The organism is Aestuariibius violaceus, from assembly GCF_040779325.2.
In the GTDB taxonomy this organism is placed as follows: Bacteria; Pseudomonadota; Alphaproteobacteria; order Rhodobacterales; family Rhodobacteraceae; genus Aestuariibius; species Aestuariibius violaceus.
The window spans coordinates 33,221-43,713 of sequence record NZ_JBFONT020000001.1; the positions used below are offsets into that span (position 1 = coordinate 33,221).

Genomic DNA, 10,493 nt, shown 5'->3' on the forward strand with positions numbered 1-10,493 from the left:
CGATATGGGACGCATCACACTGGACAAGGTGACGAAGAGCTTCGGCGAGGTCGAGGTCATCCCGCCGCTGGACCTGACCATCGAGGACGGCGAGTTCACCGTGTTCGTCGGCCCGTCTGGCTGCGGGAAGTCGACGCTGCTGCGGCTGATCGCGGGGCTGGAGGATGTGACCAGCGGGGAGATCCGCATCGACGGGAACGACGCGACGAACATCCCGCCCGCGAAGCGCGGGCTGGCGATGGTGTTCCAGTCCTACGCGCTTTACCCGCATATGTCGGTGCGCAAGAACATCGCGTTTCCCTTGCGGATGGCGCAGATGGACCAGGCCGAGATCGACCGGCGGGTGGATGGGGCTGCGGCGGTGCTGAACCTGACCGATTACCTCGACCGGCGGCCGGGGCAGCTGTCCGGCGGGCAGCGACAGCGGGTCGCCATCGGGCGGGCGATCGTGCGCGAACCGGCGGCGTTCCTGTTCGACGAGCCCTTGTCGAACCTCGATGCGGCGCTGCGGGTGGGGATGCGGCTGGAGATCAGCGAGCTGCACAAGCGGCTTGAGACGACGATGATCTACGTGACCCACGACCAGGTCGAGGCGATGACGATGGCCGACAAGATCGTTGTCCTGCGGGCAGGCAATATCGAGCAGGTGGGCAGCCCGCTGGATCTGTATCGCAGCCCGCGCAACCTGTTCGTGGCCGGCTTCATCGGGTCGCCGAAGATGAACCTGATTTCGGGCGGTGAGGCCGAAAAGCATGGCGCGGCGACGATCGGGGTGCGGCCCGAGCATATCTCGATCAGCGAAAGCGGCGGGATCTGGTCAGGCACGGTCGGTGTGTCGGAGCATCTGGGGTCCGACACGTTCTTCCACATCCACGAGACCGGGCTGGCCGAGACGCTGACGGTGCGGGCGGATGGGGAGATCGGGTTCCGGCACGGGGACCGGGTGAGCCTGACGCCGCGAGACGACGTCATTCACCGTTTTGACGCCGAGGGTCTGCGGATCTGATGCGGCTGGACGGGAAGACCGCGCTGATCACCGGCGCCGCGCGTGGCATCGGGAGGGCCTTTGCGGAGGCGTATCTGCGGGAGGGGGCCCGGGTGATGATCGGCGATATCGACCTGGACCGGGCCAGCGCGACGGCCGACGAGATCGGGGCGCGGGCCGTTCGACTGGATGTCACAGATCAGGACAGCATCGACGCGGCAGTGGCGGAGACTGTAGGCGCGCTGGGCGGGATCGACATTCTGATCAACAACGCCGCGATCTTCAGTGCCGCGCCGATCGTGGAGATCGATCGGACGGATTATGGGCGGGTCTTTGACGTGAATGTCGCCGGCACGCTCTTCACGCTGCAGGCCGTGGCGCGGCACATGATCGAGCGCGGCAAGGGCGGCAAGATCATCAACATGGCAAGCCAGGCCGGGCGGCGGGGGGAAGCCCTGGTGGCCGTCTATTGCGCGTCGAAGGCGGCGGTGATCAGCCTGACGCAATCGGCGGGGCTGGACCTGATCCGGCACGGGATCAACGTGAATGCCATCGCCCCCGGTGTCGTGGATGGGGAGCATTGGGACGGGGTCGACGCGTTCTTCGCGAAATACGAGGGCAAGGCGCCCGGGCAGAAGAAGCGCGAGGTGGGCGCGGCGGTGCCTTACGGCCGGATGGGTCGGGCGGAGGATCTGACGGGGATGGCGGTGTTCCTGGCGTCGGACGAGGCCGACTACATCGTCGCCCAGACTTACAATGTCGATGGCGGGAACTGGATGAGCTGATGGCGTCGGTGGCGGATAGCGTGAGGCTGGGGCTGGGCACTCTGGAGCAGTTGCCGGAGGGGATCGAGCGCCCGGCCTATGCGCGGTCGGATCTGACACCGGGGATCGTCCATATCGGGCTGGGGAATTTTCACCGGGCGCATCAGGCGTGGTATCTGCACCGGCTGATGCAGCGGGGGGCGGCGCTGGACTGGGCCATCATTGGCGCGGGGGTGCGGGCCTATGATGCGGCGATGCGGGAGCGGCTGCTGGCGCAGGATTGCCTGACGACGCTGATCGAGCTGGACCCGGGCGGAACCTCGGCCGAGGTGATCGGGCCGATGGTGGATTACCTGCCGATCGAGGAGGGAAACGGGACGCTGATCCGGCAGATGGCGGATCCGGCGATCCGCATTGTGTCGCTGACCGTGACGGAAGGGGGATATTACCTGGATCCGACGTCAGGGGCGTTCGATGAGGGGCATGAGGATGTGCGATATGATGCAGCGCATCCGGATGCGCCGCGGACGGTGTTCGGCGCCATCGTCGCGGCGCTGAAGGCACGGCGAGAGGCGGGTGTGGGGCCGTTTACCGGGCTGAGCTGCGACAATCTGCAAGGGAATGGGGACATCCTGCGGGACTGCGTGGTGGGGCTGTCGCGGCTGTCGGACCCTGATCTGGCGGCGTGGATCGCGGCCGAGGGGGCATTTCCGAACTCGATGGTCGATTGCATCGTCCCGGCGACGACGCCGGAAGTGCTGGCGCAGGCGGCGGCCTTGGGCGTCGCGGACCAGGCGCCGGTGACGCATGAGAATTTCCGGCAATGGGTGATCGAGGATCGCTTCTGCGCAGGGCGGCCGGCCTTTGAAGAGGTCGGCGCGATCGTGACGGATGACGTCCCGATCTATGAGGCGATGAAGCTGCGGATCCTGAACGGCGGGCATCAGCTGCTTGCCAATGTGGGCGAGGTGCTGGGGGTGCCGACGATCGCCGATTGCATGGCGGATGCGGGGATTGCTGGGTTTTTCCGGAAGGTGCAGGAGCGCGAGATCGTGCCTTATGTGCGGCCGGTGCCGGAGAGTTCGCCGGAGGACTACCTTGCGCTTGTCACACGGCGGTTCGCCAACCCGGCGATCCGGGACACGACGCGGCGGGTGGCGTTCGACGGGTCCGCGCGGCATCCGGGGTTTCTGTTCCCGTCGCTGCGTGATGCGATGGCGCGGGGCGGGTCGGTGCGCGGGCTGGCCCTGGCACAGGCGTTCTGGGCACGGATGTGTGCGGGCGTCAGGGAGGATGGATCGGCGATCGAGCCGAACGATCCCGTCTGGGCGGCGCTGCACGGGGCGGCCTTGGCGGCGCGGGCGGATCCGGCGGCGTGGATCGGTCAGGGTGATCTTTACGGCGACCTTGCCCGGCATGACGGGTTCGCCGCGACATTTGCGGAGTGGCTTACGCTGATCTGGCGCGATGGGAGCCGGGCGGCGCTCGAGGCCTATCTGGCCGAGGCCTAGCTGCTTTCGGCGCAATGGCGGCGGAAGGCGCTTTTCAGGAGGTCGAGTTCGGCCCGGAGAAGCGCGAGCTCGGCACGGATGTCCGTTGCCAGCGGGGCGCCGGCCAGGATCTCGAACTGGCCGAGGGTCGCGCCGTCGCCGTCGAGGACGCGGAAGATCTGGATGCCGTCGGAGAGGGCGCTGGCCGGCACCGGCACGCGGAGGAGCCATTGGCCGTCTTCCGGGCCTGCCTTGACCTCGGTATCAGCCAGCGGCGTGCCGTCATGTTCGACGACGAGCGCTGGCTTGTCGTCGGCAGCTACCAGCGCCTCCCAGATGCCTTCTGTGAGGCCGAGTGATGTCAGGTTGGTCATGGTGTCCCCCCTCAAAGATCGGCGCGCGGGTAACGGCTGACCGCGAGGTCGCGCAGGACAACCGCGTTCATGGCGGGTTCCTCGAAGATCAGGTCGAGCCAGGCGGATTCGATCCGTTTCTCGTTGAGCTTGCTGTAGGCGAGGTCGAATTCGACATTCGCGCTGGGTGTCTCGGCCGGGAACTCGCGGGTGAGCTGGTCGGTATTGGGCCCGTGGCGGACGTTGAGGCGGGCGAAGACGCGGCAGGGGCGTTCGACCTCGATCACGGTGTCGATACGCAGGACGTGGCGCTTGGCCAGGTTCTTGACCGCACCGTCGGGCAGGTCAAGGACGAGGCTGAGGAAGGAGCCGCTGAAGCCGAACACCTCGACCCGCAGGCCGAAGGGCGACAGATCGTCCTCGCGCCGGTTGCGGTGCTGGTGGAGGGAGATCTCGGCAAGGCTGCAATCGTGGAAGACCGACAGCTCGTCGCCGAAGCGGTCCTTCTTGGCGAGGCAGGCCGCGCCGCGCTGGGGAAGCGGGGTGCGCCACGCCTCGGGCCGCCAGCTCCAATCGGTGCCGGGCTGGAGCTGGAAGACGTCCTGCCCGATGCGCGGCATGGCGAGGCGGCTTTCGGCGGTGGTGAGGAATTCGGTCAGCGGATAGCGCAGTTCGCGGGCCTGTTCGGCGAGGTCGCCGAGGCGGCGAAGCGGCATGTTGGAAGCGCGCGCGGCAAGCTTGCGCCAGCGCTCGACGCTGCGCGTATGGCGGGCGGCATCGGCCATCTTGGTGCCGCGCGCGATCGGGTTCTTCCAGCTGTCCTTCGCCATGCCTTGCCTGACAAACACCCCCGGTCCAGATGTAGCGTTTTCCGGAGGATCGCAACGGATTTCCGGTATCGGGGGTGGATCGTCAGGTCAGACGGCGAGACTATAAGCGCGGTCGGCTTCGATTCCGGCATCGAAGAAAGAGGCGGCGATGCGGGCGTAGCGGCCATCGTCATGGGTGAGCCGCAGGGTGCGGCCATCGGTGGCGACGGCATCGCCCAACGCGGCCATGGCGCGAGCGAGATCGGCATCGAGGGCGTCGCCGGGGAAGCCGTGGTCGGTGGCCGCCTTGGCGAGATCGGCTTCGAAGCGGCACATGAGACCGGCGATCACGGCGCCGCGCATCCGGTCGTCCGCGGTCAGGCGGAGGCCGCGTGCGGCGGGCAGCGTTCCTTCGTCCAGCGCGCTGCGCCACGCCGAGACGATGGGGGCGTTCTGGATGTAGCCTTCCGCGAAGCGCGAGATCGAGGAGGCGCCGAGGCCGATCAGCGTCGCGGCGGTGTCGGTCGTGTAGCCTTGGAAGTTGCGGTTCAGGGTGCCTGCAGAGGCGGCGGTCACCAGCGGGTCTTCAGGACGCGCGAAGTGATCGATGCCGACCTGAACGTAGCCCTCCCACAGAAGGAGCTTGCGGGCGAGGGCGAAGAGCTCCAACCGTTCGGCGGGGCCGGGCAGCGCCTGTTCGGGGATCATCCGCTGGCGGCGGGCCATCCACGGGACGTGGGCGTAGCCGAAGAGCGCGATCCGGTCGGGGTTCAGCGCGATCACCGTCTGCAGCGTCGCCGACAGCGTGCGGCGCGTCTGGTAGGGCAGGCCGTAGAGCAGATCGACATTGACCGATCCGGTGCCGCGGTCGCGCAGGCCATCGATCGCGGCGCGCGTTTCGTCGGGCGACTGCGCGCGGCCGATGGCGGATTGGATGCGCGGGTCGAAATCCTGGATGCCGATCGAGGCCCGGGTCATGCCTGCGGCGGCAAGCGCGTCGAGGCGGGGGGCGTCGATCTCGGTCGGGTCGATCTCGACCTCGAGCGCCTGGAACGGGATATGTGCGCCGATGAGATCGGTCAGCCGGGCGAGCTGGTCAGGGGACATGAGCGTGGGGGTACCGCCGCCGAGATGGAGCGGCCCGGCGGTGAGGCCGGAGGGCGCGGCGGAGGCAACGAGGCGGACCTCGCTTTCGAGCCAGCCGAGGTAGTCTTCGAGTGGACCACCGGAGGGCGTGCCCTGCGTGCGACAGGCGCAGAACCAGCATAGCCTGCGGCAAAACGGCACATGAAGATAGAGCGAGACAGGGTCGGCCGGGTCGAGGGCGGCAAGCCACTCTCCCATCTCGGCGGGTCCGACCGTGTCGCTGAAGCGATTGGCGGGCGGATAGCTCGTATAGCGCGGGACGCGGCTGGCGAGCAGCGCTTCGGGGGCGGGGGACGGGGCTCGTGTCATGTTGCCTCAGTCAGCCAAAGCCGGGCGGTTCGCATTGATTGAGATCAAACCAGCGGATAGCGTCCCGTCCATGAAGATGATGTCGAAGACGGATGTCGCCTGCGCGGATTGCCCGATCCGCCACAATGCGGTCTGCGCCCAGTGCGAATCCGATGAGCTGGAAGTTCTTGAACGGATCAAGAGCTATACGACCGCCGAGTCGGGCGAGACGCTGTTCCGCGCGACCGATCGGATGACCCATTTCTGTTCGGTCGTGGAAGGCGCCGCCACGATGTCGCGCACCCTGCCCGATGGGCGGCGGCAGATGGTTGGGCTTCTCTTGCCCGGGGATTTCATCGGGCGCCCGGGGCGGACGGATTATCCTTTCGATATTGAAGCGATCAGCCGGGTGACGCTGTGCCGGTTCGAACGGGCGCGGTTCGAAAGACTGATCGCCGACACGCCACGGGTCTCTGCCCGCCTGCTGCAGATGACGCTGGACGAACTGGATGCGGCGCGGGACTGGGCCGTGGTTCTGGGCCGGCTGACAGCGCGGGAAAAGGTTGCGTCGTTTCTTGTCAGTCTTGCCCGGCGGATGGCGCATCTGAACGGCGGAGGCGCCCGCCCGGGGGCGAAGGTCATCATCGATCTGCCGCTGTCGCGGGACGAGATGGCCGATCATCTGGGCCTGACCATCGAGACGACGAGCCGCCAGATCAGCGCGCTGAAGCGGGACGGGCTGATCGTGACGGACGGCGCACGGCGGATCGAGATCCCCGACTTCGACGCGCTGGTCGATGAGGCGGGCGACGACGAGGATGGCGGCACGCTGGCCTGACCAAGGCATGAGCAGGAGCCAATCCCGGCTCTTTGATCCACATCAAGGTTCCGATTTTTCCGGCATGCGATCCGGGGCGGCAACGGAGCCGCGGCATCAGCCGTGGCTGCGGGGGATGCTGGAGACCGGAACATGGACTATTTCAAGCTGGCGGCCTGGGGTGTGGTCGCGTTTATTGCGGCGCTTGCGGCGGATTGGGGGCACGACCTTGCCTACCGCGTGCACGCCGCGATCGTCATGGTGGTCGCGGGCGGGCTGTTCCTGTGGCAGTTGCGCCGGATCGACGAACCGAAACCTGCGCATGACCTGACGCAATACATGGATGGCCCGGTGCGCGCCGCGGTCATCGCGACGGCGTTCTGGGGCATTGCCGGGTTCCTCGCGGGCACGTTCATCGCCTTCCAGCTGGCCTTTCCGGTTCTGAATTTTGACTGGTCCGAGGGGTATCTGAACTTCGGGCGGCTACGGCCACTGCACACCTCGGCCGTGATCTTTGCCTTCGGGGGCAACGCGCTGATCGCGTCGTCCTTCTATATCGTCCAGCGCACCTCGGCCGCGCGTCTTTGGGGCGGGAACGCGGCATGGTTCGTGTTCTGGGGCTACCAGCTGTTCATCGTCCTGGCGGCGACCGGCTATCTGCTGGGGTCCACCCAGTCGAAGGAATATGCCGAGCCCGAATGGTACGTCGATATCTGGCTGACCATTGTCTGGGTCGTCTTCCTTCTGGTCTTCCTCGGCACGCTGATGCGGCGGAAGGAGCCGCATATCTACGTCGCCAACTGGTTCCTGCTGGCCTTCATCGTGACCGTTGCGATGCTGCATGTGGTCAACAACCTGTCGATCCCCGTCTCGATCCTGGGCTCGAAGTCCGTGCAGGTCTTCTCGGGCGTGCAGGATGCGATGACCCAGTGGTGGTACGGCCACAACGCGGTGGGCTTCTTCCTGACCGCAGGCTTCCTAGGCATGATGTACTACTTCGTGCCCAAGCAGGCGGGGCGGCCCGTCTATTCCTACAAGCTCAGCATCATCCACTTCTGGGCGCTGATCTTCCTGTATATCTGGGCAGGCCCGCACCACCTGCATTACACCGCCCTGCCCGACTGGGCCTCGACGCTGGGTATGGTGTTCTCGGTCATCCTGTGGATGCCTAGCTGGGGCGGCATGATCAACGGACTGATGACCTTGCAGGGTGCCTGGGACAAGCTGCGCACCGATCCGATCATCCGGATGATGGTGGCAAGCCTCGCCTTCTACGGCATGTCGACCTTCGAAGGGCCGATGATGTCGATCCGGGCCGTGAACTCTCTGAGCCACTACACGGACTGGACCATCGGGCACGTGCATTCCGGCGCGCTGGGCTGGAACGGGCTGATCACGTTTGCCGCGCTCTACTTCCTGACGCCCAAGCTTTGGGGACGGCGGCAGATGTATTCGATGGCGGCGATCAACTGGCACTTCTGGCTCGCGACGATCGGCATCGTCCTCTACGCGGCGTCGATGTGGGTCACCGGGATCATGGAAGGCCTGATGTGGCGCGAGACCGACGCCAACGGCTTCCTCGTGAACTCCTTCGCCGACACGGTTGCGGCCAAGTTCCCGATGTATCTGGTCCGCGCGACGGGCGGGATCCTCTACCTCGGCGGCGCGCTCTTGATGGTGTGGAACATGTGGATGACCATCCGCGCCCCGCAGCCGCGCACCGCTGAAACCTCCGCCATTCCTGCCGAGTGAGGGACAAGATGAGCAACGACAAGATCCCCTCCCCCGAGAACGACCCAAATGTGTCGACCTTGGCGGATTTGCCCGAAGAGGTGCCCAATGAGCTGCCGCACCACAGCAAGTTCATCGACAAGCACGCGATCCTTGAGAAGAACGCGACGCTGCTTCTGGTCGCCTCGTTCGCGGTGGTGACGATCGGCGGCATCGTGGAGATCGCGCCGCTGTTCTGGCTGGAGAACACGATCGAGGAAGTGGAGGGCGTGCGCCCCTATTCCCCGCTCGAGCTGGCCGGGCGCGATATCTATATCCGCGAGGGCTGCTATGTCTGCCACAGCCAGATGATCCGCCCGATGCGCGACGAGGTGGAGCGCTACGGCCATTACTCGCTGGCGGCGGAATCGATGTATGACCATCCCTTCCAGTGGGGATCGAAGCGGACCGGGCCGGACCTGGCGCGGGTCGGCGGGCGGTATTCGGATGAGTGGCATGTGGACCACTTCACCGATCCGCAATCGGTCGTGCCGGAATCGATCATGCCGAAATACGATTACCTGCTGCGGGCGCAGCTCGATCCGGCGGATATCGGGCCGCTGATGGCGACGCACCGCTTCGTGGGCGTGCCCTATTCCGACGAGATGATCGAGAATGCGGCGGCCGACATGCGTGTGCAGGTCGAACCGTTCGGTGACTGGGACGCACTGCTGGAACGCTATCCGGGCGCGCAGACCCGCAATTTCGACGGGCAGGAGGCGCTGACCGAGATGGATGCGCTGATCGCCTACATGCAGATGCTCGGCACGACGGTCGATTTCTCGACCTTCATCGCCGACGAGAGCCGGTAGGAGGGCGCGATGGACACCTATTCGATCCTTCGGGAATTCGCGGATAGCTGGGCGCTGCTTGTCCTGTTCGTCTTCTTCATCGGCGTGTGGTTTTGGGCGTTCCGCCCGAAGAGCCGCGATCTGCATGACGAGATTGCGAATTCGATTTTCCGTAATGAGACTGCGCCGGGTGCCCCGTCCGACAGGGACGATCCCGATAGCGGCAGTGAGACTTTGACTCAGGAACTCCGCCCATGAGCACCCGCAAGACCGACGACGTCACCGGCATCGAGACCACCGGCCACGAATGGGACGGGATCGAGGAGCTGAACAATCCCCTGCCCCGCTGGTGGCTCTGGACCTTCTACGCGACAGTTCTGTGGGGGATCGTCTATACGATCCTGTTCCCCGCCTGGCCCCTGGTCGAGCGGGCGACGGGCGGCGTGCTGGGCTATTCGACCCGGGGCGAGGTTGCGGCCGAAATCGAACGGGTCGATCTGGCGAATGCCAGCATCCAGGCGGCGCTTTTGGAGGTCGATCCCGGGGTGCTGGCCCAGAACGAGGAGCTCTACAGCTATGCGGTGCAGGCGGGTGCATCCGTCTTCCGCAACAATTGCTCGCAATGCCATGGCTCTGGCGCGGCCGGTGCGGTGGGGTATCCCAACCTGCTGGACGACGCCTGGCTTTGGGGCGGCACGATCGAGGATATCGAATACACCGTCCGTCACGGGATCCGGAACGAGGAGGACCCGGATGCGCGCTGGTCGCAGATGCCCGCCTTTGGCGAGATCCTGGAAGACGAGGAAATCGTGAGCCTTGTCGCGCAGGTTCAGGCGATGGCGTCGGGCACAACCCCGGCCGACGGCCCCGCGGCGGAGCTTTACCTGCAGCAGTGCGCCTCGTGCCACGGGGAAGACGGGCGCGGCGATCGCCTTCAGGGTGCGCCGAACCTGACCGATGCGATCTGGCTTTACGGCGGCGACGAGGCCGCCCTGACCGAAACGATCACCTATTCCCGCTTTGGCGTGATGCCCCCCTGGGGCCCGCCCCGCCTGAGCGAGGCCGAGGTGCGCGCCGTATCCGCATACGTCCACCAGCTGGGCGGCGGTGAGCGCGCGAGAGAGGAGGAGGCGAGCCTGCGGGAGGAGACCGGTCCCGGCGCGCAGGACAGCACGCGTCTGGCCGGTACGGATGCAGGCCCCTCTGACTGAGCGGGGCACGCGCGGCTGACGCCCCTGTCTGGCCGCAACCCGCTCGGAGCAGGGGCAGATCCGGTCCCG

11 protein-coding genes are annotated in these 10,493 nt (G+C 66.3%); 8 read left to right on the forward strand and 3 right to left on the reverse strand.

Annotation, left to right across the window (positions count from 1 at the left end):
- Positions 1 to 4: 4 nt before the first annotated feature.
- From AADZ90_RS00155 to AADZ90_RS00165, 3 genes are read left to right on the forward strand one after another with little or no spacing between them, the layout of a single operon-like run.
- Positions 5 to 1,006 carry an ABC transporter ATP-binding protein gene (locus AADZ90_RS00155; RefSeq protein ID WP_367311495.1) on the forward strand — a complete coding sequence of 334 codons (1,002 nt, stop codon included), beginning with the start codon at positions 5 to 7 and terminating at the stop codon, positions 1,004 to 1,006.
- Entirely contained in the window at positions 1,003 to 1,770 is a 768-nt protein-coding gene (locus tag AADZ90_RS00160; protein ID WP_367311563.1) for an L-iditol 2-dehydrogenase, read from the forward strand. Before AADZ90_RS00155 ends, AADZ90_RS00160 begins: the two co-directional genes overlap by 4 nt.
- Positions 1,770 to 3,260: a mannitol dehydrogenase family protein gene (locus AADZ90_RS00165; RefSeq protein WP_367311494.1), complete on the forward strand. Its 1,491-nt coding sequence runs from the start codon at positions 1,770 to 1,772 to the stop codon at positions 3,258 to 3,260. The genes AADZ90_RS00160 and AADZ90_RS00165 overlap by 1 nt, the downstream gene beginning before the upstream one ends.
- Here the strand turns inward: AADZ90_RS00165 and AADZ90_RS00170 are convergent.
- The 3 genes from AADZ90_RS00170 to hemN form a co-directional block, all read right to left on the reverse strand.
- A complete protein-coding gene (locus AADZ90_RS00170) occupies positions 3,257 to 3,613 on the reverse strand; it encodes an acyl-CoA synthetase family protein (protein WP_367311493.1) in 357 nt (118 codons plus the stop codon). The two genes, AADZ90_RS00165 and AADZ90_RS00170, sit on opposite strands and share 4 nt — an antisense overlap.
- 11 nt (positions 3,614 to 3,624) lie before the next feature.
- The gene (locus tag AADZ90_RS00175; protein ID WP_411996906.1) at positions 3,625 to 4,440 is read right to left on the reverse strand and encodes a DUF6478 family protein; all 816 of its coding nucleotides are present in this window, start codon (positions 4,438 to 4,440) and stop codon (positions 3,625 to 3,627) included.
- Positions 4,441 to 4,509: 69 nt separating this feature from the next.
- A complete protein-coding gene (gene hemN / locus AADZ90_RS00180; RefSeq protein ID WP_367311491.1) occupies positions 4,510 to 5,856 on the reverse strand; it encodes an oxygen-independent coproporphyrinogen III oxidase in 1,347 nt (448 codons plus the stop codon).
- Between the two features lie 70 nt (positions 5,857 to 5,926).
- On the opposite strand from hemN, the gene fnrL reads away from it, so the two are divergent.
- The 5 genes from fnrL to ccoP all read left to right on the forward strand — a co-directional run bounded on the left by fnrL (position 5,927) and on the right by ccoP (position 10,424).
- Positions 5,927 to 6,673 (forward strand): transcriptional regulator FnrL, encoded by a 747-nt coding sequence (gene fnrL, locus AADZ90_RS00185; RefSeq protein WP_411996907.1) that lies wholly within the window; start codon positions 5,927 to 5,929, stop codon positions 6,671 to 6,673.
- 132 nt (positions 6,674 to 6,805) lie between these two features.
- Positions 6,806 to 8,404 (forward strand): cytochrome-c oxidase, cbb3-type subunit I, encoded by a 1,599-nt coding sequence (ccoN, locus tag AADZ90_RS00190; protein ID WP_367311490.1) that lies wholly within the window; start codon positions 6,806 to 6,808, stop codon positions 8,402 to 8,404.
- A gap of 8 nt (positions 8,405 to 8,412) precedes the next feature.
- Positions 8,413 to 9,234: a cytochrome-c oxidase, cbb3-type subunit II gene (gene ccoO, locus AADZ90_RS00195; RefSeq protein WP_367311489.1), complete on the forward strand. Its 822-nt coding sequence runs from the start codon at positions 8,413 to 8,415 to the stop codon at positions 9,232 to 9,234.
- A 9-nt stretch (positions 9,235 to 9,243) separates the two neighbouring features.
- Entirely contained in the window at positions 9,244 to 9,471 is a 228-nt protein-coding gene (locus AADZ90_RS00200) for a cbb3-type cytochrome c oxidase subunit 3 (protein ID WP_367311488.1), read from the forward strand.
- Entirely contained in the window at positions 9,468 to 10,424 is a 957-nt protein-coding gene (gene ccoP / locus AADZ90_RS00205; RefSeq protein WP_367311487.1) for a cytochrome-c oxidase, cbb3-type subunit III, read from the forward strand. The genes AADZ90_RS00200 and ccoP overlap by 4 nt, the downstream gene beginning before the upstream one ends.
- Positions 10,425 to 10,493: the final 69 nt, after the last annotated feature.

Bases quoted from the DNA above. Each gene is read 5' to 3' on its own strand.
- AADZ90_RS00155 (WP_367311495.1), top strand. From the start codon at position 5: ATGGGACGCATCACACTGGACAAGGTGACGAAGAGCTTCGGCGAGGTC.
- AADZ90_RS00165 (WP_367311494.1), top strand. From the start codon at position 1,770: ATGGCGTCGGTGGCGGATAGCGTGAGGCTGGGGCTGGGCACTCTGGAG.
- AADZ90_RS00170 (WP_367311493.1), bottom strand. From the start codon at position 3,613: ATGACCAACCTGACATCACTCGGCCTCACAGAAGGCATCTGGGAGGCG.
- hemN (WP_367311491.1), bottom strand. From the start codon at position 5,856: ATGACACGAGCCCCGTCCCCCGCCCCCGAAGCGCTGCTCGCCAGCCGC.
- fnrL (WP_411996907.1), top strand. From the start codon at position 5,927: ATGAAGATGATGTCGAAGACGGATGTCGCCTGCGCGGATTGCCCGATC.
- ccoN (WP_367311490.1), top strand. From the start codon at position 6,806: ATGGACTATTTCAAGCTGGCGGCCTGGGGTGTGGTCGCGTTTATTGCG.
- ccoO (WP_367311489.1), top strand. From the start codon at position 8,413: ATGAGCAACGACAAGATCCCCTCCCCCGAGAACGACCCAAATGTGTCG.
- AADZ90_RS00200 (WP_367311488.1), top strand. From the start codon at position 9,244: ATGGACACCTATTCGATCCTTCGGGAATTCGCGGATAGCTGGGCGCTG.
- ccoP (WP_367311487.1), top strand. From the start codon at position 9,468: ATGAGCACCCGCAAGACCGACGACGTCACCGGCATCGAGACCACCGGC.